Here is a 25865-nt window from a genome sequence, read left to right as displayed (position 1 = left end):
AAAAAATATTCAAACTTAATAGATTAGATTAACTTATTTAAATTGATTCAATATATAATTTTTCATTATATAAATAAGTTAATGTTGGACGATTATATATATTTTTATTTAACTTATTATCTAACATATTATAAATACCTGATATAGATAATAACTCGGCGTCTAATTGAGTTGTAAATATACATGATTTCACATTCCCGTTAGCACCAGCTATTGCTTTACCCCTTAATGGTCCATATACATGAATATGACCATCTGCAATGATTTCAGCTCCTTGGCTTACCATTCCTATTATAACTAAATCAGCATTTTTTGCATATATTTTTTGCCCTGATCTCAATGGTTTATTAATAATCAATGTAGGTTCTTGAATACTAGTTTGTTTATTATAATTTTTATTAATATAAGTATTATCTATATAAGGGATACCATAAATAATTAAATTACTATAATTATTACCTATTGCATTAAAACCAATTATATTTAATTTATGCTGTTTTAATACATTAAGTAATTCTTTTACATCTATATCATCATTTACATTTGTTAAATCTAATATTAAAGATTCATTTTGAAAAAATAATGGATTTTTAGATATATGCTGTCTTAAATTAATATTAATCAAATTAATATCATTAGAATAAATCACTAATTTTATTGCATATAATGTGATACCTTTGAAGTCTATTATTGAATATAAATATTGTGTAGTAGTATTCATTTATTTAGAATTTTTCCAAGAATCTTTTAATGTAACTATTCTATTTATGATAGGTATATGATTTGTTTGTTTTTTATCTAATTTAAAATAACCCATTCTTTCGAATTGCCAATAATCATTATGATCTAAGACTATACCTTCTTCTAACCAAATTTTAGCTTCTACTTTAGATTTATCATTGATATAATCTAAAAAATTTTTACCACTAGAATCTGGATATGGATCATTAAATAATCTATCATATAATATAACATTAGCATGTGAAGAATATTTTTGAGTTACCCAAGTAATATTACCTTTTACCTTAAATTTATTAGATCCTTCAGTATTACTTTTTGTATTTTCTATATATTCAGCATGTACTTCTAAAATGTTATTATTTTGATCTTTTATGCATTTTGTACATTTTATTATATAACTATATTTTAATCTTACTATATTTCCAGGATAAAGACGAAAATACCCTTTAGTAGGATTTTCTAAAAAATCATCAAAATTAATCCATAATTCTCTACAAAAATTAAATTTACGGATTCCATCAGACGGATTATGTGGATTCACTGGTGCATAACAAATTTCTGATTTATTTTCAGGATAATTAGTTATTATCAATTTTAAAGGATTAATTACAGCCATGAATCTTTTTGCAGTTAGCTCTAGCTCATCACGTAATGATTGTTCAAGAATAGAATAGTCAATAGTAGATTCAGATTTAGAGATAGGTATTTTTTCACAAAAATTAAGTATAGAGTTTGGAGTATATCCTCTTCTACATAATCCTAATATAGTAGGCATCCTAGGATCATCCCATCCTTCTACATAATTACCTTCAATCAATTGTAATAATTTTCTTTTGCTTGTAACTATATAAGTTAAATTTAATTTTGAAAATTCATATTGTCTAGGAAATGGTTTATTAATCTTATTTAAATTATATAAAATATTAAGAGTCCAATCATAAAATGGACGTTGATCTTCAAATTCTAATGTACATATACTGTGTGTGATACCTTCTAATGCATCTTCTATTGGGTGAGCCCAATTATACATAGGGTATATACACCATTTTTTTTTAGTACGATAATGCTCAATATGACGTATACGATATATTATAGGATCTCTTAAATTAATATTTGGTGAGCTCATATCTATTTTTGCTCGCAAAACTAAATGTCCATTAGGAAATTTTCCATCACGCATGTCTCTAAATAAAGATAAAGATTCATGGATTGGTCTATTTCTCCAAGGAGAATTTTTGCCAGGCTCTGTTAATGTACCTCTATTTAATTTAATCTCATCTTGAGTTTGTTCATCTATATAAGCATATCCGCCTTCTATCATACTTTCAGCAAATTCAAACATATATTCAAAATAATCACTTGCATAATATAAATTATTTTCACCATCTGTATCCCAACTATATCCTAGCCATTTTATAGCTTTTATAATAGATTCAACATACTCTGAATTCTCTTTATCAGGATTAGTATCATCAAATCTTAAATGGCATCTACCATTATAATTTAATGCTAAACTAAAATTTAAAAAAATGCTTTTAGCATGCCCAATATGTAAATAACCATTTGGTTCAGGTGGGAATCTTGTACGAATTTTTGCCTTGTCAATTTTATTTTTATTTTGTTTATAAGATGGAGCTGGATATCCTGCCCATAATTTATTTTTGAATAAGTTATTTTTTAAATCTTTTTCTATTATATTTTTAATAAAATTAGTTTTTTCTTTCGTTAATGGTTCTAAAATTGCCATAATAATATTTAGATTACTTTTTAAGTTATATCTACCCAAAAATTTAATTTTTATTGTTTTTTATTAATTTTTAAATTATTTAGAGCTGTTTCTGTTATAATTCGTCCTCTATTAGTACGTTGTATATATCCATTTTGGATTAAATATGGTTCTATAACATCTTCTATTGTACTTTTTTCTTCACTGATTGCTGCTGCTAAACTATCTATACCAACTGGACCACCATTAAATTGATAAATAATAGATTCTAATAACTTTCTATCCATCATATCTAAACCATTTTTATCTACTTCAAGAAGTGATAAAGCGGAATTTGCAGTTTCTATATTAATATATCCCTTAGACATAACTTCAGAATAATCTCGTACTCTTCTTAGAAGTCTATTAGCAATCCTAGGAGTTCCTCTAGAACGTTTTGCTATTTCATTAGATCCTTCTATATCTATATTAAGATTCATTAATTTAGCACTTCTATTTATAATTTTTGTTAAATCAGAAGTATTGTAAAATTCAAGTCTAGATACTATACCAAACCTATCTCTAAGTGGATTAGTTAGCATTCCAGCTCTGGTAGTAGCACCAACTAATGTAAAAGGTTTTAGATCTATTTTAATACTCCTAGCTGCAGGACCTTCTCCTATCATTATGTCTATTTTGAAATCTTCAAGTGCTGGATATAATATTTCTTCGACTACAGGTGAAAGACGATGTATTTCATCTATAAACAGTACATCATTTTGATCTAAATTAGTTAATAAAGCAGCTAAATCACCGGGTTTTTCTAAAATAGGTCCTGATGTATGTTTTAAATTTGCACCCATTTCATATGATATAATATGTGCTAAAGTAGTTTTTCCTAATCCAGGAGGACCAAATAATAGTACATGATCTAATGACTCTTTTCTATTTTTAGCTGCTTCTATGAAAATTTTTAATTGAGCAATTACTTTTTGTTGCCCAACATAGTCTGCTATAGATTTTGGTCTTAATGCTCTTTCTATTGATTCTTCATTATTAGAAATAATTTTTTGTGTAATTAATCTATCTTTATCACTATCAATAACTGATAAAGAGTCTTTTTTAATAATCATTTGAGTATATTTATCAGTAAAAATTTTATTTAGATAACAAATTTAGCCCTTCTTTAATTCCATTTGATACATCTATATTATCAGAAAGTTTACTTAGAACTGAGATTACTTCCTTTTCTGAATAACCTAAAGCAATAAGAGCATCTAAGATATCTTTTTTACTATTTACATAATCTTGCTTTGATATATCATTTATAATTATATCATTGAATTTTTCTTTTAATTCTAATATTAATCTATCAGCTGTTTTTTTTCCTATACCTGGAATGGTTGTTAATTTATAAGACTCTCTTGAAATAATAATTTTTGATAATTCTTCAATAGAAATTTTAGACAGTATGGCTAAAGCAGTACGTGGACCTATACCACTTACCTTAATTAACATTCTGAAAATATTTCTTTCATTTGCATTTTTAAATCCATATAATGTGTGAGCATCTTCCCTAATAATTAAATGAACAAATATTAATATTTGTTCATTTAATTTAGGCAATATTTCTAAAATATTATTAGAAATTTCAATACTATAAACTATGCCTTGTACATTTACATATATTGTATTTGGAGATTTTTCTACAAAAATACCTATTATTCTATCTATCATTATATTATGTATCTCATTATATTATGTATCTGCCATTTTTTATTTTTTTTATATAGTTATCAATTATCATATTTTGATTGATTGATAATTTATTTTTTATCGAAAACGTATTTGCATGACATAAACTACATGCTAAAGCATCAGCAGAATCTTCTGAAGGTATATTATTAAGAGATAAAAGGTTTTTTACCATGATTTGAATTTGATATTTAGATGCCCTTCCGTTACCTACAATTGATTTTTTTATTTGTAAAGCAGTATATTCATATAACGGAATTGACATATTTGCTATAGCACACATAGCTGCACCTCTAGCTTGTCCTAACAATAATGTTGTTGCAGGATTATTATTTAAAAATATTATTTCCATAGCTGCTACGTTAGGCTTGGTTTCTAAAGCTATTTCTTTAAGGCTGTCCATGATAATTTTTAATCTTTTAATCATAGTTAAATTATTAGGTACATCAACAGTCCCACTAATAACATATAATGATTTAGACCCTACAATATCAATTACTCCAAAACCAGTATGTCTAAGACCTGGATCTATCCCCAAAATTCTCATTAATGACAAAAATTTCTGATACCAGAAATAACCATTGTTATATTATGTTCGTTAGCAGCTAAAATAATATCTTCATCATGAATACTTCCTCCAGGTTGAATTATGCATTTAATGCCAGCTGCTACTATTTGATCTATACCATCTCTAAAAGGAAAAAAAGCATCTGATGCAGCTATAGAATTTTCTAATTTCAATCCAACATTATTTGCTTTTATAGTAGCTATTTTGACAGAATCTACTCTACTCATTTGTCCAGCTCCGATACCTAATGTCATACCATTTTTAGCAAATACTATAGCATTTGATTTCACATGCTTTGCGACTTTACTAGCAAATATCATATCTTCTATTTCTTGATCTGAAGGGTGTTTTTTAGTTACAACTTTCATAGAAGATTTTGAAATTTGACTATTATCATAATCTTGAATTAATAATCCACCACTTATTTTTTTAAAATTTATAAGTTCTGGTTTAATATTATTAGATGTTTTCAATACTCTTATATTTTTTTTGAAAGATAATTTTTCTATAGCTTCCTGAGTATAATCAGGAGCAATTAAAACTTCTATAAACTGTGAAAAAATTAATTCTACAGTATCTAAATCAACTATACGATTAAAAGCAATAATACCACCAAATGCTGATATAGGGTCTGTAGAAAATGCTTTTTGATAAGAATTTTTAATATTATTACTAATTGCAACTCCGCAAGGATTATTGTGTTTTACAATAACACATGCAGGATCGTTAAATTCTAATAAACATTCAAAAGCAGCATTTGCATCTGCTAAATTATTATAAGATAGTTCTTTGCCTTGAAGTTGAATAGCATTACTAATCGTTGCATTATTATAATTATTTATATAAAAAGATGCTGATTGATGAGAATTTTCTCCATAACGTAAATCTTGCTTTTTAAAAAATTGCATAGTGAGTACATCAGGCCATTTCTTTTTTGATATTGTATTTTCTAATAAAGCAATTTCGTCATCCATATTTAGACTGCTAAGAAATTCAGCTATTTTACCATCATATTTAGCTGTTAAAGCAAAAGCTTTTATTGATAATTGTAAACGTTTTTTATATGAAATAAATCCATTTTTAAGAATTTCGTCTTGAATATCTTGATAATCATTTATATCTGTTACAACAGTAACACCAGGATTTATTGAATCACCATGATTTTTAGCAGCAGCTCTTATCATAGTAGGTCCACCTATATCCATATTTTCTATTGCATCTGATAATTTACAATTATCAGATGCAATAGTAGATTCAAAAGGATACAAATTAACTACAACTAAGTCTATAGGTAATATTTCATTTGATTTTAATAAATCTAAATGGTTTTTATCATTTCTTTTAGCTAAAATACCAGCATGTATTTTTGGATGTAATGTTTTAACACGTCCATCTAATATTTCAGGAGATTTAGTATATTCTGATACATCTAAAAATTTTATTCCATGAGATTTTAATAAAGATGAAGTTCCACCAGTAGATAACAAAATTATATTTTGTGATTCTAATGTCTTAGCAAATTTTACTATGCCTGTTTTATCAGATACTGATAATAATGCAGTTTTTATATTCATAAAATTTATATTTGATAAAGATAATTATAAAATATACATACAAAATAATAAATTACTCATGTATGTTATGTAGTAACATTTTTTTTCTTAAAGTATTACGACTAATACCTAAAATTTCTGCAGTTTGTGATTGATTTCCTTTAGTTTTTTCTAAAATTAATTCTATAACTGGTTCTTCTATACATTTTGTAATCATCTTTAATATTCCTTTTGGTTGATAAGAACCTAAATCTTCAAAATATTCTATTAAAGAATTACGTACACATTCTTTCAATATATGATTTTTTGTCATGTTTTTCTGTTTTATAGTATAATAATATTATATATTGTTACATATAATATTTTGAATTAAAAATAAAATATGTTACATTTTAGTACTTATTTTCTAAATCCATAAACCATATGATTAGATAATGGATAAGAAATTGGTGTAATCATACTCATCATAATCATTCCAAAACTTAATGATATTTGTGAAAAATTATCAGTATTTAAAAAAATTTTGGATAAAATATCTGTTGTTTTGATAGTTAAATTTCTATCACATTTTCTTTTTTCATTAAATATATTCAGTGCCATATTATAAAATTCTTCTTGCTCATTCAACCATGGAGTAATATATTTAACTAAATAAACCACATCTCTTATACCTAAATTTAAACCTTGTCCAGCAATAGGATGTAATGTTTGTGCAGCATTACCAATAGAAATAATTCTACCATCAATAATATTTTTTTTAATTTTTAAATATAATGGAAAAATATGTTTATCATCAATCACTTCCAATCTTCCTAAGCGAGAACCAAATATTTCATTCAAAGTGGTAGAAAAATCATATTTATTCAAATTTAGTAAATATGCACTATAATTTTTAGAAGTGCACAAAATAACAGAAAAATGACCATTTTTATATGGATGTGGTAATATTGCAATAGGACCTAATTGTGTAAATCTTTCCCATGCCCAATAACGTTTATTATAACTAGATTTTATTTCTGTAATAAGTGCATATTGATTATATTCTCTACAAATATCATTAATGCTAATACAATTCTCATTAACATTAATACCATTAGCTTTTATAAGTAGTTCAGAATAAATATTTTTATTATTTACATTAATTATTACATGTTTTTCATTTTGTTCTATAATTGATACATTATCTTCATAAATAATATTAATTTTAGAATTTAATAAAGATTTATGTAATGAATTACATAAATCTTTATATGATATTACACTTCCAAGAAAGGGAATTTGAAAATCTGTATTATTTATTAATACTCTACCTAAATGATTTTTGTATGATATATGAACATTCTTTATATGACTATGTATATTAGGAAATACATTAAATTGATTAAGAGTTTGTACACTACCGTAGTTTAAAGCCAAAATTCTTTTATCATCATATGTAAATTTTTTAGAAATTAATAAAATTTTTTCTAGTTTTTTGCATTTTTTAGATAACATTATTGCAAATAATGATCCAATTGGTCCAGCACCTAATATCACTACACTATATTTATTTTGATACATAAGAAATTCTTAATTTATATTTGAAAAATTAAAAAATTTGTTTTTATGGTTTTAAATTAAATTATTTATATCAATAATATTATAAAATTTAAATCGTCAAATTATGATATTTTATGCCAAATTCAATATTAGCTTTAAATAATCCTTGCTTACTTCCACAATCATATCTAATACCACGATGTTTATATGTTAATACTGTATGTTTTTTTATCATTAAACTGATGGCATCTGTTAAATGTATTTCATTATTAATACCTTTAGGAGTTTTTTTTAAAAAATCAAAAATATCATAATTCAATATATATCTTCCTACTATAGCTAAATTAGATGGTGCGTTTATAGGAAGAGGTTTTTCCACAATATGATTAATTTGACCTAAAACTTGATTTAATGATTTTGAAGAAACCATACCATATTTTACACTATCATAAACATTTATTTTTTCAATACATAAAATACTTTGTTGATATTTTTTATAAATATTAATTAATTTTTTTGTAATAGGTATTTTTGAATCTATTAAATCATCTGGTAAGATTATTGCAAATGGATTTTTACCTATAATTTTTTCAGCTATCAAAATAGCATGTCCTAAACCCAAAGGGCCTGATTGTCTTAGATATATACAAATAGCTTTTTTAGGCAAAATAGATTTTATATTTTTTAGTAGTTGATATTTCTCTTTCTCTAATAAATATTGTTCTAACTCTGGAGACGTATCAAAATGATCTTCTATTATTAGTTTATTTCTTCCTGTTATGAAAATTAATTCTGTGATACCAGACCTAAGAGCTTCTTCTACAGCATATTGAAGAATTGGTTTATCTATAATGGATAACATCTCTTTTGGCATAGCTTTAGTCGCAGGTAATAACCTTGTACCCATACCTCCAACTGGAAATATTGCTTTATTTATTATACCCATGATAATAAAAAATAAAATTTACTATTTAACAAAAATTCTATATTCTGTATTACAATATGGGCATTTTACTTTATTATCTGGAGCTGTAATTTTTAAGAAAATTTTTGGATGTAAGTTCCAAATATTTTCGTTAGGCATAGGGCAACAAATTGAAACATCTTTTGATTTTATCTCTATAATTCTTTTTTGTACAATATGATTGTTAATAGTATTCATAATATTAAATTTTAAGATGTCAGATTATTGTTTGATTATATAATAAATACATAAAAATTGTTAATTTTTAATCTATTAGAATATTAATGCTATAATTATATTTTATATATTAAGAAATATAATTACTATGTTTTTAATATAAACATATTAACAAATAAAATTGCAATATTAATGAATCAAATTCTTTCTAAAAATTTATCTAATACAAATATAATTAACAATAAATTTTCTGATTTTGGATTAAATACCAAACTATTAGAGAATATAAGTTACCTTGGCTATACAACTCCAACTGCTATACAAAATAAATCTATTCCAGCTATATTAAATGGCTACGATGTTATAGCATCTTCACAAACAGGGACTGGTAAAACTGCCGCATTTTTAATACCAATTATACAAAAAATTATTCATTTGTCTAATCCCAGTATGTCTCCTGCTAAACACCAAATTAAAGTATTAATATTAACACCTACAAGAGAATTAGCCTCACAAATACATGAAAATATTATAAAATATTGTAACAATACGATGTTACGTAGTTGTGTAATATTTGGAGGAGTAAATTTTGAAGAACAAAATAAAATATTACATTCTGGGTGTGAAATATTAGTTGCAACACCTGGTAGATTAATAGATCATATAAAATCTAGCAATATAAATTTTAATTATTTATCTTTCTTTGTATTAGATGAAGCAGATAAAATGTTAGATATGGGATTTTCATATTACGTCGAGCAAATTATTCAAGCATTACCAGTTAATAAACAAACTATTTTATTTTCAGCCACTTTTAACAAAGAAATAAATAAATTAAGTCAAGCATATTTAAAAAATCCTATAGAAATTAAATTGAATGATTTTAATACTATAGCAGATACTATAAAACAAACAATTTATATTGCTGAAAGTAAAGATCTTAGAAAAAATACTATTTTATATTTATTAAAAAATCATACATGGCGTAAAGTTATTCTTTTTGCTAATAAAAAATCAGATGTATATGAATTGAATAAATTTTTATCTGATGCAAATATTAGTTCTGATTTTCTTCATAGTGGCAAATCACAAAAAGATAGAAATACTACTATTAATGCTTTTAAAAATGACCAATTTAATGTATTAGTAGCTACTGATGTAGCTTCAAGAGGATTAGATATTTTAGTATCTTGTGTTATTAATTATGATATCACATCTACATTAGAAGATTATATACATAGAATAGGTAGAACTGGAAGAGCAGGCATCAAAGGTGAGTCCATTTCTTTTTGCTTCCAAAAAGATGAAAAAATTATCAATAATATAAAATTAATATCTAAAGAAAATGTTAATATAAAATATCTTTCAAATAAAAAAGATTTATTAAATCTTGATTTAATTAATAAATATTCTATACAAAATTCAGAAAAGTGTGTTTTATTAAATGATAATAATAAAATTATTAATCAAATTTTAGATTCAAATTATTCAAACATACAAAATAAAAAACAAAATAATTTTTCAAATCAAAAAGCTATTTTATTAGGAGGAAAAAGTTTATAGATTTAAATCTATATTAATAATATCTTTAAATAAAGTAGATTTATTTTCATTAAAAGTTGATAACATTTTTTCTAAAACTAGAATATTAGAAGAAATAGTACCAAAAAATACATTTTTATTTGATTTTTTTATTAAAATAGTAGGGAAATTTTCTATTTCAATGTCTCCAATTAAATGTTCATGATCATCTATATCTAACCATATAAATGAATATTCTGTTATAGAATTAGAAAAAATTTCTAATTTTTTTTTATAATCAATACATGTTGAACACCAAGATGCGCAAAAGCACACAATCATATCACTTGAAACGAAATTATTATCATTGCTATTTGGAATAATTAAAGGCATATATATTAATGTATTAAATAGATTATCAATGAAATACTTTTATACAATCATTAATTAAATTGGGTCCTTTATAAATTATGCCTGTGTATAATTGTATTGCATCTGCACCATTATTAATTTTCTCTAAAGCATCATACTTTGTCATAATACCACCTGATCCTATTATTGATATATTATCTTCTACTATTTCTTTAATTATAGAAATAACTTGTGTTGATCTTTTAAATAATGGCTGACCAGATAAACCACCTTCATTAACAAATTTAGGTAAATGATCAGATAAATGTAATTGACTAGTTGTATTAGTTGCTATTATTCCGTCTATTTTATGCTTAATAAGCAATTTACAAATATCTTTTATATTTTCATCACTTAAATCTGGAGCTATTTTTATAGCTATTGGTACATAACGTCCATATTTATCAGATAATAAATGCTTATTATCTGATATTTTAGATAAAAATAAATCTAGCAAATCAATATTTTGCAAAGATCTAAGGTCCTTAGTATTAGGAGAAGAAATATTTACTGTTATATAATCAGCATAATTATATATTTTATTCATACATATTATATAATCATCTATTGCTTGACTTATAGGTGTAATAGCGTTTTTTCCTATATTAATTCCCAAGATACCTCCATTTTTTTGCCAAATATTATTTTTAATATTTTGCAAAAAAATATCTATGCCTAAATTATTAAATCCCATTTTATTAACTATTGCATTATCTTTTTCAATTCTAAATAATCTAGGTTTTGTATTACCTGATTGAGGCAAAGGTGTTACAGTTCCAACTTCTATAAAGCCAAAACCCAATAAACTTAAAGAATCTATATATTCAGCATTTTTATCCATTCCTGCAGCTAATCCAACAGGATTTTTAAAATTTAAACCCATTATTTTAGTTGGTTTTTTTATGAAATTTGATAACATCAAATTTCTAAAAAATTTGCAATAAGATAATTTTTGCAAATTTTTTAATACATATATATGAGTTTTTTCTGCATCTACAGAAAATAGTAATTTTTTTATAAATGGATATGATTTGAATATTATTGACATATTGATATAATCAGAAAATTTTCACAAGATATAGTTGATATTTTCTTGGAGGCGCAAGACGGAATCGAACCGACGTACACGGATTTGCAGTCCGGTGCATAACCACTCTGCCATCGCGCCAAATTAATTTATTTAATAAAATTAAATTTGGAGCGGGAAACGAGTCTCGAACTCGCGACCTCAACCTTGGCAAGGTTGCGCTCTACCAACTGAGCTATTCCCGCAAAATAAACAACAAATATAAAGAAACACATAATTAACATAATTATATGCATAATATTATCATATTATATATACAATTTCTATTGTATAATAACATAAGTATAACTATAACATATAAATAGTATTATTTATAATTTTTTTTCAATAATTTATAAATTTTTATATCATGGATCATCTTATTGTATCATGGATAATCTTAGCAATAATTTAAATATTCATAAAATAAGCATTAATAAAAAAAATTTACGATTTCTAAATACATTAGGGTTAAATTCTATTGCAGAATCATATATAAATTTTGACAATTTTTCAGATATACCGGAATTGATAAAAATATCAAAAAATTTTTCAAAAATATTTTGTTTAGGATCAGGCAGTAATGTAGTATTAAGTGAATATATCTATGATTTAGTTATTAAAGTAAATTTAAAAGGTATAGAAATTTATAAAGAAAATCATGAAGATATTTTTTTAAAAATTGCAGCTGGTGAATTATGGAATGATATTGTATTTTGGTCTATTTCTAATAGATATTATGGTTTGGAAAATTTAGCATTAATTCCTGGTACTGTTGGTGCTGCTCCTATTCAAAATATTGGTGCATATGGAGTGGAATTTTGTGATTATTTTCATAGTTTATTAGCCATCGATATATTTAATGGTAAATTAGTAAATATGTATTTGAATGATTGTAAGTTTTCTTATAGAAATAGTATATTCAAATTGAAAAATAATTTAAACAGATTTATAGTACTATCGGTAACATTAAAATTAAAAAAATATTGGGTTCCTAATTTAAATCATAATAATTTAAAAAAATATATAAAGAATCAAAAATCTCTTTCAGCATTAGATGTATATGAAATAATTTGTAATATAAGAAACAAAAAATTACCTAATTATAAAATATATGGTAATGTAGGTAGTTTTTTTAAAAATCCAATAATAGACCAAATAACGTATAAACAATTATTTTTGAAATTTCCAGATATTGTAGTTTATACACAAAATGATTTTTATAAGGTATCAGCTGGTTGGTTAATAGAAAAATGTGGATTTTTAGGAAAAAATATTGGAAATGCATATGTAGATGATAAGCATGCTCTAATTATTATAAACAAAGGAAATGCCAAGGCAATTGATATAATTAATCTTGCCTCAGCTATTCAAAGCACTGTTCTTAGTAAATTTGGAATTTTACTTGAAAAAGAACCAGTTTATGTATGAATTTATCGATTATACTCTATAATATCATTCATATCATACAAGCCTTTAGATTTATTTTCTAAAAATAAAGCAGCTTTTATAGCCCCTTCCGCATAAGATTTTCTGCTATTAGATTTATGACTAATTTCTATTCTTTCTCCTGTTCCACAAAAATATACTGTATGGTCTCCTACAATGTCACCACCTCTAATTGTAGAAAATCCTATTGTACCATTTTTTCTTGGACCTATATTTCCATATCTAGACCAAATAGCTATATCGGATAATTTTTGACCCCATGAATTAGCAATAACTTCTCCCATTTTGATGGCAGTACCAGAAGGGCTATCAACTTTTTGATTATGATGTGCTTCATTAATTTCTACATCATAATCATTTTTTAACATTTTAGCTGCAATTTCTAATAATTTTAAAGTGACATTTACTCCAATACTCATATTAGGAGATAAAAATATTGCTATATGATTTGAGGCACTTTTAATTTGTGATAATTCATATTCATTAAAACCAGTTGTACCTACTACTAAATTAGTATTATTTTTTATACAAAATTCTAAACTTTTAATAGTGTTATCAGGGCGGGAAAAATCAATTAAACAATCTACTTTAGATAATTCATTTAAATTTTCAGTAACTATTATATTAGTCTGAATGCCTATTAAACTACCAGCATCCTTACCAATAATATTTGGATTTTTATCAAATGCTGCTCCCAACTTAATTATATTATTATCATTAATTGTTTGTATTAGCATTCTACCCATTTTACCACTTACACCAGATATTGCAGTGATCATTTTTTCTCCTATATGTATTACCATTATAATTATATGCTTTTATTTTTCTTTCTAGATATTTTATTTAACATTGATTGTGCATGTGCACGAGCCGTATCTGTTATTTCTATGCCTCCTAACATTCTTGCTATTTCTTCTTTTTTTTCTAAAAAATTTAATTTTTTTATAATGGATATGGTTTTTTGAGAATTATCAATAAATTTTTCTACTAAAAAATGTTCATTTGAATAAATAGCTACTTGTGGTAAATGTGTGATACATAATATTTGAGAATTTTCACCTAATTTATGTAATATTTTACCTATTTTTTCTGCTATAGCACCACTAACTCCATTATCAATTTCATCAAAAATTATAAAATCTGCTTTCTGAATTTTGCCTACTACAAAAGATATAGCTAAAAAAATTCTAGACATTTCTCCTCCAGATACAACTTTTGATATAGGAATTAAATCCATTCCTACGTTAGTATTTACTAAAAATTCTATAGAATCAAATCCATATCTAAAATGATCAATTTCATTTATATCAATCTGAAATGTACTATTTTTCATAGATAGTAAATTCATAATTTTAGATATATCATTACTAAGATTTTTAGCCGCGTATTTTCTATTTTGAGATAAAATATTTAATGATTCAGTTAATTCTGTTTCTAAAATTTTAATTTCATTAATAACATTAGAAATATCTTCTAATTTATTAAAATTTTTAATCTCTTGTTGTATGTTTTGATAATAATCATATAACTTATCTGGAATGACATTATATAATGTAGCAAATTTATTAATTAAATTTAATCTATCTTTTATATATTTAATATCATACTTATTGCTATCAATATTAGAAATATATTTATTAAAGTAAGAAATTATTTCGCTAATACTAATTTTAATAGTTTCTATTTCTTTTATAATATTTTCTAAATTATCTTCATATTTATTTAAGCTTTTAATATTATTAGATATATTATTAATTTTTGAAATTATCGAATCTTTATCAGAATCAAGATCATTAAATATTTTATTAATTAATGAACTAACTATTTCAATATTAGAAAATTTTTTATATATTTTATTTAAAAAATCTATTTCATTTTTTTGTAAATTTAAATCTTTTAATTTTTGAAATTCTTCATAAATTTGAGAGTACCTAGATTCTAACAATCTATTTTTTTTCTCTAGCTTTATTAAATGTTCTTTTAAATATTTAATTTGATACCACAAATTAATAACTTTTTCTCTTAATGGCAAATTATTACAATATGAATCTATTATATCAAGTTTAGTAACTTGATCATCTATTGATAAATATGAATTTTGACTATGTATAATTACTAAAAGTGATCCAAGTTCTTTTAATAGAGCTAATGGATAAATCATATCATCAATATATACTCTACTTTTTCCATTTGAATATATTATTCTCTTTATTTTGATAATTGTATTGTTAGATTGTATATTTTTATTTTGCAAAAATTTTTCTATTAAAATATTTTTTTCAAAGATAGCTGTAATTTCAGCTTTATCATAATTAAATTTTACAAAATTTTTTTTTATTTTATTTCCAGCAATTAAAGATATTGCATCAACAATGATTGATTTTCCTGCACCAGTTTCGCCTGATAAAATTGTTAATCCATTGCTAAAATTTATTTCTATACTATCAATTGTAACAAAATTTTTTATTTTTAATATTTTTAACATTGTGATGATTTATTTTTCAAAATATTCAGAGAATTGTGGCATTAAATTCCAATGTAATTTGCGTCTCAATGTTGAAAAAAAACTATAGCCAGACGGATGTATTAATTTAATGGAATGTTTAGCTGATTGAATTTTAATTTTATCTCCAGATTTTAATTCAGACCATGGTTGCATATCAAAATGAACACTAGCTTTTTTATTTATTCTACCAGAAGAAATTAATGTTAATTCTAAAGTTTTATAAGAAGGAATTACGATAGGTCTATTTGATAAAGTTTGTGGAGCAATTGGTACAATTAACATAGCTTCTAAACTTGGGTGTAAAATAGGTCCATTCACAGCTAAAGAATATGCAGTAGAGCCAGTAGGAGTAGATATAATCAAACCATCTGCCCTTTGTATATGCATAAATTCTCCATTTAAATCAATTTTTATCTCTATCATTCCGCCGTTATTTGAACGGTTTATGACTATATCATTTAAAGCTGTAGAAGAAAATAATTTTTTACCTGTTCTTAATACTGAACCTTGTAGTAATTTTCTTTCTTCTATGAAAAAATTACCATTAATTATATTCATAATAGCTATATAAGCATCTTCTATTGGTATATCTGTAATAAATCCTAATTTTCCATGATTAATTCCCAATAAAGGAACGTTATATGGGGCTAATGATCTAGCAGTTCCAAGTACAGTTCCATCTCCGCCCATTACTATAGCTAATGATACATTTTCACCTATTTCTTTTAATGAAGCTATTTCATAATTATTTAAATTTGTATTTTTAGCTGTTTCAGCTTCTATTATTACTTTTCTACCAGTTTTGATTAATTTTTCGGCTAATCCTATTAATGGTGCATCTAATCCGGTATCTTGATATCTTCCTATTAGTGCTACTTTATCAAATTGCATACTATTACTCTTGAATACATTTTATATATAACACTAGTTATATATAAAGATTATTATAATATTTTAAATAATGATATATAGTAACAATGTTACATTATATTTTTCATTATAAATGAAATAGCAAAATATGTTTATATAAGATTTTATTACACTAACTTAATTATATATTTTATGTAGATAGTAATATTAATATGATATTTTTAAAACACTATAAATGTTTGTAATTTACAATGATAAAAATCACATCATTTTATTTATGGAGTTAACTTTTATGGCAATAATAGATAATTTTAAAAAATATTTAAAATTTAAAGTAAATGATGAATTAGGAAATTCAGATTTAGTTAAAAAAGAAAATAAACTAACTGGAATTTTGTTAGTTAACTTAGGTACACCTGATTATTTTGATAGTAAAGATATTAGAAAATATTTAATGGAATTTTTATCAGATCCAAAGGTTATTAATCTGCCTAGACTAATATGGATACCTATATTATATTTTGTTTCATTATTAAGATCTAGAAAACTTGAGCAAAGCTATGCAAAAATATGGATGAGAGATGGCTCTCCATTAAGTGTATATAGTAAAAGACAATTATTAGGATTAGAAAATAGATTAGATAATGAAGAATCTAATAATTCTGTAAAATTATCTTTAGGTATGAGATATGGGAAGCCATCTATTAAAGAATCATTGAATGATTTAATTAGAGGAGGATGTAACAAAATACTTATTTTACCATTATATCCTCAATATTCTTATACTACTACTGCTAGTGTTATGTGTGAAGTATATCACTGTATACGTAATGTTCGTGATTTGCCAGAAATACGTTTTATTAAAAGATTTTATAATGAAAATTTTTATATAAAATTTTTAACTGAAAAGATTTCATCTTTTTGGAAAGAAAAAGGTCGTTCCGAAAAATTAATAATAAGTTTTCATGGATTGCCAGTTAATTCTATTAATAAAGGAGATCCTTATTATTATGACTGTATTGATACTGCTAATTTAATATGTAATGAATTAAATATACCTAAAGAAGATATAGAGATTTCTTTTCAAAGCCATTTTGGATTTGGAAAATGGTTAAAACCATATACATCTCATGTAGTCAAAAGATTAGCTAGAAATGGGGTGAGTAGTGTTGATATTATTTGCCCTGGATTTGTTTCAGATTGTTTAGAAACATTAGAAGATGTACAAGAAGGTTATAAAAAAGAATTTTTAGAATTTGGTGGTAAGATTTTTCGTTATATTTCGGCTCCTAATGATAATAACTTATGGTTAGATGGAATGTCAGATTTTATAAAAAATAATATAAAAAATTGGAATTAATAAACTATTTTTTATATTTGCTAAAATCATATACTTGAAATATATATCATAGTATATATATACAAATTAAAATAAATCATTTAAAAATTTAGGGTAATTGTATGAAAATTAATAATAAAAAAGATGATATGAATAGATTAAAAATTGATGAAAATCAAAATTCTCAAGATTTTGAAACAAATGATGAATTAAAAGATACAATTGATAATGATTTAAAAGGAATAAATAATACTGATGAAGAAAATTTGCAAAACATAATAAATAATTTAAATATAGAAATAGAAAAATTAAAAACTCAAATAAATGAACAACAGGATAAAATACTAAGAACATTTGCTGAGCTAGATAACGTAAGAAAAAGATCTAATGAAGACGTTGCAAAAGCACGTAAATTTAGTATAGAAAATTTTGCTGAAAGCTTAATCCCAGTTAAAGATAGTATAGAAGCAGCATTATCTAATTATAATAGTGATATTCATGTAGTAAAAGAAGGATTAGAGGTAACTTTAAAACAAATAAGTTCTGCTTTTGAAAAAAATTTTCTCAAAGAAATATTTCCTAAATCTGGAGATAAATTTGATCCTCATATGCATCAAGCAATGTCTTCTATATCCTCAGATCAGCCTATTAATTCTATTGTCGATGTTTTGCAAAAAGGGTATATTATACATGACAGAATTATACGTCCAGCATTAGTATCAGTATCTTCTGGCATAGAAATTAATACAAATAAATAATATTTATTATTAAAAATTTTTTCTTGCTATTGTGAGATCGTTATCTTGAAAATAGAAATAGTGACTCCACATAAATATTAAAGATATTTAATTTTGTATAATGCGCAATGTTTTATCATAAATTTATAATTAGATGAATTATTTTAAGGTGGATGAAATGGGAAAAACTATAGGTATAGATTTAGGAACTACTAATAGTTGTGTTGCTGTAATGGATGGTAAACAAGTCAGAATTATAGAAAACTCTGAAGGTGCTCGCACTACACCATCTATAGTAGCATATATGGAAGATGGAGAAATATTAGTTGGTGCTTCAGCAAAACGACAAGCAGTCACTAATGCTAAAAATACTATATATGCAAGCAAAAGATTAATTGGAAGAAAATTTAGTGAAGATGCTGTAAAAAAAGATATAGCTTTAATGCCATATAAAATAATTAAAGCTGATAATGGAGATGCTTGGATAGAAATTAGAGATAAAAAAATTGCTCCTCCACAAATTTCGGCTGAAATTTTACGTAAAATGAAAAAAACAGCTGAAGATTATTTAGGTGAAGAAGTTACAGAAGCAGTTATAACTGTACCAGCCTATTTTAATGATAGCCAAAGACAAGCTACAAAAGATGCTGGTCGTATAGCAGGACTAAATGTAAAAAGAATTATAAATGAACCAACTGCTGCTGCTTTAGCATTTGGTTTAGATAAATCAGACAAGCGTGATAAAAAAATAGCTGTTTATGATTTAGGCGGTGGTACTTTTGATGTTTCAATTATAGAGATAGCTGATATTGATGGTGAAAAACAGTTTGAAGTTTTATCTACGAACGGTGATACTTTTCTTGGTGGTGAAGATTTTGATCAAAATTTAATAGAATATATTATTAGTGAATTTAAAAAAGAAAATGGTATTGATTTGACTAAAGATATGTTAGCTTTGCAAAGATTAAAAGATTCTGCAGAAAAAGCTAAAATAGAATTGTCATCCTCTCAACAAACAGAGATTAATTTACCATATATTACAGCTGATTCTTCTGGGCCAAAACATTTAAATATGAAAATTTCTAGAGCTAAATTTGAATCACTTGTTGAAGATCTTATAGATCGCAGTATCAGTCCTTGTAAGATAGCAATAAAAGATGCTGGTATATCTGTATCTGAAATAGATGATGTGATTTTAGTTGGTGGTATGACTAGAATGCCAAAAGTACAAGAAAAGGTAAAAGAATTTTTTGGTAAAGATCCACGTAAAGATATTAATCCAGATGAAGCTGTAGCAGCTGGTGCTGCTGTGCAAGGTGCTGTTTTATCAGGAGATAAAAAAGATGTATTACTTCTTGATGTTACTCCTTTGTCATTAGGCATTGAAACTTTAGGCGGTGTTATGACAAAAATGATTAATAAAAATACTACTATTCCAACAAAATATTCACAAGTATTTTCTACTGCTGAAGACAATCAACCGTCTGTAACAATTAAAGTATATCAAGGAGAAAGAGAGATAGCAGTTCATAATAAAGCATTAGGTGAATTTAATTTAGAAGGTATTCCTGCTTCTCCAAGAGGTATGCCTCAAATAGAAGTTACTTTTGATATAGATGCAAATGGTATTTTGCATGTATCAGCTAAAGATAAAGGAACTGGTAAAGAAAATAAAATTACTATAAAAGCTAATTCTGGATTATCAGAGGCAGAAATTCAAAAAATGGTTAAAGATGCAGAAATAAATGCTGAGGAAGATCATCGCCTAGCTGAATTAGCACAAGTACGTAATAATGCAGATGCTTTAATTCATAGTACTCGTAAGTCTATAACTGAATATGGGGATAAATTAGATGCTTCTGACAAAGATAAAATAGAAAATGCTATCAAAGATTTAGAAAAATCATTACAAGATGGTGATAAAGCATCTATAGAAGAAAAAGTTAACAATTTAACTACAGCATCTCAAAAGCTTGGTGAATTATTATATGCTGATATGCAAGCTAAACAGTCTACAGAAAATAATCAGCAAAATAGTAATGATAATAAAGCAAGTGAAGAAAATACAGATAATGTTGTTGATGCCGAATTTAAAGAAGTTAATAAAGATAAATAGTTTATAAATTTTTATTTATGATTGAAATCCGGTAACATGTATTATATTACCGGATTTTTTGTTTTTAAATAAATTTGAAAAAAGAGTATATAAATATATGTCGAAACGTGATTTATATGAGATATTAGGTATCTCTAATAATGCTTCAAATGATGATATTAAAAAAGCTTATAGAAAATTAGCTATGAAATATCATCCTGATCGTAATCCTAATAATAAAGAGGCAGAAGATAAATTTAAAGAAATACAGTCTGCTTATGAAATTTTAGGAGATCCTGAAAAACGTGCTTCATATGATAGATTTGGCTCTGCAGGAATAGATCCAAATAATATGAATAATGGCATGGGTGGATTTGCAGAAGCATTTGGAGATATTTTTGGAGATATTTTTGGATCTTCTTCAAGAAGAAGTAGTAATTCTAGTTTTAAAGGTTCTGATTTAAAATATTCTTTAGATATAACATTAGAACAAGCTGCTAAAGGATTTAGTACTGAAATACGTGTACCAGGATGGGAAAAATGTGATTCATGTAATGGTACTGGTTCAAGAAAAGGTGTTGCACCCATTACTTGTAGAACATGTAATGGCATGGGTTCATTAAGATTACAACAAGGATTTTTTAGTGTTCAACAAACATGTCATAAATGTCATGGTAGTGGAAAAGAAATTCCTGATCCTTGTTATGTATGTAATGGTAGCGGAACAAAAAAAATCAATAAAACATTACAAGTAAATACTCCAGCTGGTATAGATGATGGTATGAGAGTTAGATTGAGTGGACATGGAGAACCAGGTATTAATAATGGATCTCCTGGAGATTTATATGTTGAAGTCCATATAAAACCACATAATTTATTTAAACGGAAAGGTGATGATTTACATTGTGATTTGACTATACCTTTTACTTTAGCAGCATTAGGAGGTACATTACAAATACCAACTCTTGAAGGCAAAGCAGAAATTAAAATTGCTGAAGGTACTCAATCTAATAGTGTATTAAGATTAAAAAATAAAGGTATACGTAATGTAAGAGGTTTATCAAATGGAGATTTATATTGTCATATAATAGTAGAAACTCCAATTAAATTAAGTAATGATCAAAAAGAGATATTGAAAAAATTTGATGCTTCTTTAAAAGAAGGAAGTGAAAAACATTTACCACAAACACAGTCTTGGATAGAAAGGGTTAAAAAATTTTTTAAATAAAAATTAATATTATTCAAAATAATATTAATTTAGTATTATTTTGAAATAACTATATTATTTATTTAAAATTTGGCGTTTTTTATCAACATATATATAAAATATATAAATATTTTGAATTTCATTGAATAAAATTATATATTTTATATATATTTTATAGTAAAAAGTAATATTAATTTTTATATTGATTATTTATCAACTGTGGAGTTGTACATGAACTCATCTAATAACCAGAAATCATCATTAATGACTTTAACTGCTATGGTTATAGGTTCAATGGTTGGTGCTGGTATTTTCTCTTTACCTCAAAATTTTGCTCAAGTTACTGGTCCGTTTGGCGCATTGATTGCATGGCTTATTTCAGGTATAGGTATGTTGATGTTAGCATTTGTATTTCAAACATTATCTATTAGAAAACCTAATCTAGATGCTGGTATATATGCTTATGCTAAAGATGGATTTGGTAGTTATTTAGGGTTTTCTTCAGTATTAGGTTATTGGGCAGGAACATGCTTAGGTAATGTGACATATTTTATTATAATGTGTTCCACAATAGGTTATATTTGTCCTAGCTTTGGTAATGGTAATACTATAACTGCTATTTTATTCTCATCTGTTATTTTATGGGGATTTCATTTTCTAATTTTAAAAGGAACAAAAGGAGCTGATTTTGTTAATAATATAGTTACTATATCAAAAATGATTCCTATTATAATTTTTATTTTTTTTGTTGCTTTTTATTTTGATCATAAAATTTTTATGATTAATTTTTGGGGTAATGGAGAAAATAATATTAGTAATATATTTTTACAAGTACGTGACACTATGATGATTACAGTATTTGTTTTTTTAGGTATAGAAGGAGCTAGTATATATTCTAGATATGCAAAAAATAGAAAAGATGTTGGTATTGCTACATTATTAGGATTTATTTCAGTTTTGTGTTTATTAATTATGGTTACAATACTACCTTATGGTGTAATGTATCAAAATGAAATATCAGAATTAAGAAACCCTTCTATGGCAGGAATTTTAGAACATTTAATCGGTTATTGGGGGGCTGCATTAATCATTACTGGACTTTTAATATCTGTCTTAGGTGCTTTTTTATCGTGGACTTTGTTAGCTACAGAAATACTATTTATTGCAGCTAAAGATGAAGCTATGCCTAAATTTTTATGTTATGAAAATAAAAATCAAGTACCTTCTACTTCATTATGGATGACTAATATAACAGTACAATTGTTTCTTTTTATAACTATTTTTTCTAAAGAAGCATTTATACTAGCTAGAGACTTAACAAGTTCCATGAATTTGATACCATATTTATTAGTAGCTATGTATTGCGTAAAATTAACAGCTGAGTCAAATAGTATTGAATATAAATCAACGGAAAATTTACAAAAAAGATTTGACTTTTTTTGTGGAATAACATCAACTATTTACGCAACTTGGTTAATATATGCAGGTGGCTTAAAATTTCTGCTATTATCTTCTATTATTTATGGACCTGGTAGTGTTTTATTTATCATTACAAGATTAGAACTTTCAAAAAACATTTTCACAAATAGAGAATTAATATTATGTATCATTACAAATATTGGTAGCATAATCGCAGTATATGGATTAATGATTGGTTACATATCCATATAATATAAATAATAAATATAGATGTGATTCAATCATCTATATTTATTATAGAAATTTTTTAATCATTTCCAGAGCTAGAAAAAATATTCATTATTACTACACCAGTAATAATTAATATTATCCCTATAATCGCAGGTTTATCTAAATGTTGTTTGAATATGAAAGTGCCTACTAAAGATACTAATACTATTCCTACTCCACACCAGATAGCATATGCTATTCCTATAGGCATTTCTTCTAAAGTTAACGATAAAAAATATATTGATATTGCATAAAATATACATGTAAGTATTGAGGGCCATAATTTTGTAAACCCTATAGAACTTTTTAATGCACTAGTAGATAATATTTCAGTTACTATAGCTATTGCTAAATATATAAAATTTTTCATATTAAAAATTCTCACTCCATTTTTTTAAAAGAACTATTAATGATCCATCTCCTCCTTCAAATTTTGAAGCTGAAGAAAAAGCTTGCACTTCTTCAATTTGTATAAGCCATACTTTAACCATGTTTTTTAACACTGGTTTCATATAATATGATCCATAGCCTTTACCGTGTATAATTTTTATGCATCTTAAACGATCTTGGTATGATAATTTTAAAAATTTTATAACAGCTTGTTTTGATTCTTGTTTATACATACCATGTAAATCAAGAGTATTTTGAATTTTCCAAAAAGATTTTTTTAGTTTTTTTAATAGATCTTTACTATCTTTTTGTCTAATATAATCGCCTTCTTCCGACAATAAGTGTGAAATTCCAACTTCATCAGATATATTATCATAATAATGATTGATATTATTACTATCTAAATCATTGATTTGAATATTTTTTTTATTTTTACTGTTATGTTTTATTAAATATTCTTTAAATTTAGGTTTTAGTGGAATTACTGAACCTACCAAATTAGACATTTTATCTATATTTTTATAATCATCTAAAATCGTATTATTTATTTTTTTATCTAATAAATTATTTACCTTCATATTCTAACCATTTTATAGCATCTATTGCTGCCATGCATCCTGATGCTGCACTAGTAATGGCTTGACGATATATAGAATCTTGTACATCACCAGCAGCAAATACTCCATTTATAGATGTCATAGTGGCAAATTCATCATTAAATTTTTTAGTTAGTAAATAATTTTCAGACATTTCTATTTTATTTTTGAATATTGAAGTATTTGGTTGATGTCCTATAGCTATAAATAATGCATCAGTTTTAATTGTTTCAAGCTGATTAAGCTGAGCATTAAAAATATCTAAACTAGAAATATTACTATCATTACCATGGATATCATTAATAGTACAAAATAATTTAATTTTTATTATACCACTTGAAACTTTTTTAAAAAATTTTTCCAATATTATTGGCTCTGCTTTAAATTTATCATGCCTGTGTATTAAGGTTACAGATTTACATATATTAGATAAATATATTGCTTCTTCTATAGCTGTATTTCCTCCACCTACAACAGTGACATCTTTACCTTTATAAAAAAAACCATCACATGTAGCGCAATTAGATATACCTTTGCCAAAAAATTTTTCTTCTGATTTTAAACCTAATTTTTTAAAAGATGCACCTGTTGATATTATCAAAGCTTCACAAGTATATTTATTATTATATTCACCTATTAATTGGAAAGGTTTAGAATTTAAATCCACATCAGTAATATTATCATTTAATATTTCTGTGCCAAAACGTTTAGAATGTTTTAAAAAATTATTCATTAAATCAGGGCCCAAAATTCCATTATATGCAGATGGCCAATTATCAACTTCATTAGTAGTAGTTAATTGGCCTCCTTGTATTAAGCCAGTTATAAGTATAGGATTTAAATTAGCTCTTGCAGCATATATAGAGGCGGTATAACCTGCTGGTCCTGATCCAAGAATAATTAGTCTTGAATGTTTATTAATATTCATAATTAATTTTTTTCAGTGAATGTATATTCAAAATAATTAAAAAATATTTCTATAATATT

The 25865-nt window shown here is 25.0% G+C and carries 25 protein-coding genes and 2 tRNA genes; 7 read left to right on the top strand and 20 right to left on the bottom strand.

Features of this window, described 5'->3' with window-relative positions; genetic code table 11:
- Positions 1-37: 37 nt before the first annotated feature.
- From minC to CKSOR_RS02585, 10 genes are all read right to left on the bottom strand, one after another.
- Positions 38-721, bottom strand: a complete 684-nt coding sequence (gene minC / locus CKSOR_RS02630; protein WP_108674036.1) for a septum site-determining protein MinC — start codon at positions 719-721, stop codon at positions 38-40.
- A complete protein-coding gene (locus CKSOR_RS02625; RefSeq protein ID WP_108674035.1) occupies positions 722-2488 on the bottom strand; it encodes a glutamine--tRNA ligase/YqeY domain fusion protein in 1767 nt (588 codons plus the stop codon).
- Between the two features lie 50 nt (positions 2489-2538).
- The gene (gene ruvB / locus CKSOR_RS02620) at positions 2539-3579 is read right to left on the bottom strand and encodes a Holliday junction branch migration DNA helicase RuvB (protein WP_108674034.1); all 1041 of its coding nucleotides are present in this window, start codon (positions 3577-3579) and stop codon (positions 2539-2541) included.
- A 25-nt stretch (positions 3580-3604) separates the two neighbouring features.
- Positions 3605-4183, bottom strand: coding sequence for a Holliday junction branch migration protein RuvA (gene ruvA / locus CKSOR_RS02615; RefSeq protein ID WP_108674033.1), 579 nt, complete (start codon positions 4181-4183; stop codon positions 3605-3607).
- A 16-nt stretch (positions 4184-4199) separates the two neighbouring features.
- Positions 4200-4748, bottom strand: a complete 549-nt coding sequence (gene ruvC, locus CKSOR_RS02610; protein ID WP_108674032.1) for a crossover junction endodeoxyribonuclease RuvC — start codon at positions 4746-4748, stop codon at positions 4200-4202.
- Positions 4748-6343, bottom strand: a complete 1596-nt coding sequence (gene purH, locus CKSOR_RS02605) for a bifunctional phosphoribosylaminoimidazolecarboxamide formyltransferase/IMP cyclohydrolase (protein ID WP_108674031.1) — start codon at positions 6341-6343, stop codon at positions 4748-4750. Before purH ends, ruvC begins: the two co-directional genes overlap by 1 nt.
- 52 nt (positions 6344-6395) lie before the next feature.
- Complete coding sequence (locus CKSOR_RS02600) at positions 6396-6635, bottom strand: helix-turn-helix domain-containing protein (protein WP_108674030.1); 240 nt, start codon at positions 6633-6635, stop codon at positions 6396-6398.
- Positions 6636-6721: 86 nt separating this feature from the next.
- Positions 6722-7882, bottom strand: coding sequence for an FAD-dependent monooxygenase (locus CKSOR_RS02595; protein WP_108674029.1), 1161 nt, complete (start codon positions 7880-7882; stop codon positions 6722-6724).
- A gap of 88 nt (positions 7883-7970) precedes the next feature.
- Positions 7971-8807, bottom strand: coding sequence for a UTP--glucose-1-phosphate uridylyltransferase GalU (gene galU, locus CKSOR_RS02590; protein ID WP_108674028.1), 837 nt, complete (start codon positions 8805-8807; stop codon positions 7971-7973).
- Positions 8808-8828: 21 nt separating this feature from the next.
- Positions 8829-9023, bottom strand: a complete 195-nt coding sequence (locus CKSOR_RS02585) for a zinc-finger domain-containing protein (RefSeq protein WP_108674027.1) — start codon at positions 9021-9023, stop codon at positions 8829-8831.
- Between the two features lie 171 nt (positions 9024-9194).
- Here CKSOR_RS02585 and CKSOR_RS02580 point away from each other — a divergent pair, with 171 nt between their 5' ends.
- Positions 9195-10565: a DEAD/DEAH box helicase gene (locus tag CKSOR_RS02580; protein WP_108674026.1), complete on the top strand. Its 1371-nt coding sequence runs from the start codon at positions 9195-9197 to the stop codon at positions 10563-10565.
- On the opposite strand, the gene CKSOR_RS02575 is transcribed toward CKSOR_RS02580, so the two are convergent.
- The 4 genes from CKSOR_RS02575 to CKSOR_RS02560 form a co-directional block, all read right to left on the bottom strand.
- Entirely contained in the window at positions 10560-10916 is a 357-nt protein-coding gene (locus CKSOR_RS02575) for a thioredoxin family protein (protein WP_108674025.1), read from the bottom strand. The two genes, CKSOR_RS02580 and CKSOR_RS02575, sit on opposite strands and share 6 nt — an antisense overlap.
- Before the next feature lie 25 nt (positions 10917-10941).
- Positions 10942-11982 carry a quinone-dependent dihydroorotate dehydrogenase gene (locus CKSOR_RS02570; RefSeq protein WP_108674024.1) on the bottom strand — a complete coding sequence of 347 codons (1041 nt, stop codon included), beginning with the start codon at positions 11980-11982 and terminating at the stop codon, positions 10942-10944.
- 46 nt (positions 11983-12028) lie between these two features.
- Positions 12029-12102 (bottom strand) — tRNA-Cys (locus CKSOR_RS02565).
- Positions 12103-12130: 28 nt separating this feature from the next.
- Positions 12131-12206 (bottom strand) — tRNA-Gly (locus CKSOR_RS02560).
- A 184-nt stretch (positions 12207-12390) separates the two neighbouring features.
- On the opposite strand from CKSOR_RS02560, the gene murB reads away from it, so the two are divergent.
- Complete coding sequence (gene murB, locus CKSOR_RS02555; protein ID WP_108674023.1) at positions 12391-13431, top strand: UDP-N-acetylmuramate dehydrogenase; 1041 nt, start codon at positions 12391-12393, stop codon at positions 13429-13431.
- 2 nt (positions 13432-13433) lie between these two features.
- Here the strand turns inward: murB and dapB are convergent, their stop codons facing one another.
- From dapB to CKSOR_RS02540, 3 genes are read right to left on the bottom strand one after another with little or no spacing between them, the layout of a single operon-like run.
- Entirely contained in the window at positions 13434-14228 is a 795-nt protein-coding gene (gene dapB / locus CKSOR_RS02550) for a 4-hydroxy-tetrahydrodipicolinate reductase (protein WP_108674226.1), read from the bottom strand.
- Between the two features lie 29 nt (positions 14229-14257).
- Positions 14258-15934 (bottom strand): DNA repair protein RecN, encoded by a 1677-nt coding sequence (locus CKSOR_RS02545; protein ID WP_108674022.1) that lies wholly within the window; start codon positions 15932-15934, stop codon positions 14258-14260.
- Between the two features lie 9 nt (positions 15935-15943).
- A complete protein-coding gene (locus tag CKSOR_RS02540; protein ID WP_108674021.1) occupies positions 15944-16846 on the bottom strand; it encodes an NAD kinase in 903 nt (300 codons plus the stop codon).
- A 271-nt stretch (positions 16847-17117) separates the two neighbouring features.
- Between CKSOR_RS02540 and hemH the strand changes: the two genes are divergently transcribed.
- The 5 genes from hemH to CKSOR_RS02515 all read left to right on the top strand — a co-directional run bounded on the left by hemH (position 17118) and on the right by CKSOR_RS02515 (position 23874).
- Complete coding sequence (gene hemH, locus CKSOR_RS02535; protein ID WP_108674020.1) at positions 17118-18185, top strand: ferrochelatase; 1068 nt, start codon at positions 17118-17120, stop codon at positions 18183-18185.
- 101 nt (positions 18186-18286) lie between these two features.
- Positions 18287-18922 (top strand): nucleotide exchange factor GrpE, encoded by a 636-nt coding sequence (grpE, locus tag CKSOR_RS02530; protein ID WP_108674019.1) that lies wholly within the window; start codon positions 18287-18289, stop codon positions 18920-18922.
- A 157-nt stretch (positions 18923-19079) separates the two neighbouring features.
- Positions 19080-21017: a molecular chaperone DnaK gene (dnaK, locus tag CKSOR_RS02525; protein ID WP_108674018.1), complete on the top strand. Its 1938-nt coding sequence runs from the start codon at positions 19080-19082 to the stop codon at positions 21015-21017.
- 97 nt (positions 21018-21114) lie between these two features.
- Positions 21115-22224 carry a molecular chaperone DnaJ gene (gene dnaJ / locus CKSOR_RS02520; protein ID WP_108674017.1) on the top strand — a complete coding sequence of 370 codons (1110 nt, stop codon included), beginning with the start codon at positions 21115-21117 and terminating at the stop codon, positions 22222-22224.
- 210 nt (positions 22225-22434) lie between these two features.
- The gene (locus tag CKSOR_RS02515) at positions 22435-23874 is read left to right on the top strand and encodes a basic amino acid/polyamine antiporter (RefSeq protein ID WP_108674016.1); all 1440 of its coding nucleotides are present in this window, start codon (positions 22435-22437) and stop codon (positions 23872-23874) included.
- Positions 23875-23929: 55 nt separating this feature from the next.
- Here the strand turns inward: CKSOR_RS02515 and CKSOR_RS02510 are convergent, their stop codons facing one another.
- The 3 genes from CKSOR_RS02510 to trxB are packed head-to-tail and all read right to left on the bottom strand — an operon-like array spanning position 23930 to position 25806.
- Positions 23930-24262, bottom strand: a complete 333-nt coding sequence (locus CKSOR_RS02510) for a DMT family transporter (protein WP_108674015.1) — start codon at positions 24260-24262, stop codon at positions 23930-23932.
- A gap of 1 nt (position 24263) precedes the next feature.
- Positions 24264-24860, bottom strand: a complete 597-nt coding sequence (locus CKSOR_RS02505; protein ID WP_108674014.1) for a Smr/MutS family protein — start codon at positions 24858-24860, stop codon at positions 24264-24266.
- A complete protein-coding gene (trxB, locus tag CKSOR_RS02500; RefSeq protein ID WP_108674013.1) occupies positions 24847-25806 on the bottom strand; it encodes a thioredoxin-disulfide reductase in 960 nt (319 codons plus the stop codon). The genes CKSOR_RS02505 and trxB overlap by 14 nt, the downstream gene beginning before the upstream one ends.
- Positions 25807-25865: the final 59 nt, after the last annotated feature.

The organism is Candidatus Kinetoplastibacterium sorsogonicusi (assembly GCF_003072465.1).
GTDB classification, from domain to species: Bacteria; Pseudomonadota; Gammaproteobacteria; order Burkholderiales; family Burkholderiaceae_B; genus Kinetoplastidibacterium; species Kinetoplastidibacterium kentomonadis.
This window is presented reverse-complemented; position numbering and strand designations above follow the sequence as displayed.

Excerpts from the sequence above, each read along its gene's own strand:
- CKSOR_RS02570 (WP_108674024.1), bottom strand. The coding sequence starts at position 11,982 with ATGTCAATAATATTCAAATCATATCCATTTATAAAAAAATTACTATTT.
- CKSOR_RS02625 (WP_108674035.1), bottom strand. The coding sequence starts at position 2,488 with ATGGCAATTTTAGAACCATTAACGAAAGAAAAAACTAATTTTATTAAA.
- CKSOR_RS02510 (WP_108674015.1), bottom strand. The coding sequence starts at position 24,262 with ATGAAAAATTTTATATATTTAGCAATAGCTATAGTAACTGAAATATTA.
- CKSOR_RS02595 (WP_108674029.1), bottom strand. The coding sequence starts at position 7,882 with ATGTATCAAAATAAATATAGTGTAGTGATATTAGGTGCTGGACCAATT.
- dnaK (WP_108674018.1), top strand. The coding sequence starts at position 19,080 with ATGGGAAAAACTATAGGTATAGATTTAGGAACTACTAATAGTTGTGTT.
- purH (WP_108674031.1), bottom strand. The coding sequence starts at position 6,343 with ATGAATATAAAAACTGCATTATTATCAGTATCTGATAAAACAGGCATA.
- ruvB (WP_108674034.1), bottom strand. The coding sequence starts at position 3,579 with ATGATTATTAAAAAAGACTCTTTATCAGTTATTGATAGTGATAAAGAT.
- dapB (WP_108674226.1), bottom strand. The coding sequence starts at position 14,228 with ATGATCACTGCAATATCTGGTGTAAGTGGTAAAATGGGTAGAATGCTA.
- CKSOR_RS02540 (WP_108674021.1), bottom strand. The coding sequence starts at position 16,846 with ATGCAATTTGATAAAGTAGCACTAATAGGAAGATATCAAGATACCGGA.
- ruvA (WP_108674033.1), bottom strand. The coding sequence starts at position 4,183 with ATGATAGATAGAATAATAGGTATTTTTGTAGAAAAATCTCCAAATACA.
- CKSOR_RS02580 (WP_108674026.1), top strand. The coding sequence starts at position 9,195 with ATGAATCAAATTCTTTCTAAAAATTTATCTAATACAAATATAATTAAC.
- galU (WP_108674028.1), bottom strand. The coding sequence starts at position 8,807 with ATGGGTATAATAAATAAAGCAATATTTCCAGTTGGAGGTATGGGTACA.
- trxB (WP_108674013.1), bottom strand. The coding sequence starts at position 25,806 with ATGAATATTAATAAACATTCAAGACTAATTATTCTTGGATCAGGACCA.
- CKSOR_RS02545 (WP_108674022.1), bottom strand. The coding sequence starts at position 15,934 with ATGTTAAAAATATTAAAAATAAAAAATTTTGTTACAATTGATAGTATA.
- CKSOR_RS02505 (WP_108674014.1), bottom strand. The coding sequence starts at position 24,860 with ATGAAGGTAAATAATTTATTAGATAAAAAAATAAATAATACGATTTTA.
- grpE (WP_108674019.1), top strand. The coding sequence starts at position 18,287 with ATGAAAATTAATAATAAAAAAGATGATATGAATAGATTAAAAATTGAT.
- ruvC (WP_108674032.1), bottom strand. The coding sequence starts at position 4,748 with ATGAGAATTTTGGGGATAGATCCAGGTCTTAGACATACTGGTTTTGGA.
- murB (WP_108674023.1), top strand. The coding sequence starts at position 12,391 with ATGGATAATCTTAGCAATAATTTAAATATTCATAAAATAAGCATTAAT.
- dnaJ (WP_108674017.1), top strand. The coding sequence starts at position 21,115 with ATGTCGAAACGTGATTTATATGAGATATTAGGTATCTCTAATAATGCT.
- CKSOR_RS02585 (WP_108674027.1), bottom strand. The coding sequence starts at position 9,023 with ATGAATACTATTAACAATCATATTGTACAAAAAAGAATTATAGAGATA.
- CKSOR_RS02575 (WP_108674025.1), bottom strand. The coding sequence starts at position 10,916 with ATGCCTTTAATTATTCCAAATAGCAATGATAATAATTTCGTTTCAAGT.
- CKSOR_RS02600 (WP_108674030.1), bottom strand. The coding sequence starts at position 6,635 with ATGACAAAAAATCATATATTGAAAGAATGTGTACGTAATTCTTTAATA.
- hemH (WP_108674020.1), top strand. The coding sequence starts at position 17,118 with ATGGCAATAATAGATAATTTTAAAAAATATTTAAAATTTAAAGTAAAT.
- CKSOR_RS02515 (WP_108674016.1), top strand. The coding sequence starts at position 22,435 with ATGAACTCATCTAATAACCAGAAATCATCATTAATGACTTTAACTGCT.
- minC (WP_108674036.1), bottom strand. The coding sequence starts at position 721 with ATGAATACTACTACACAATATTTATATTCAATAATAGACTTCAAAGGT.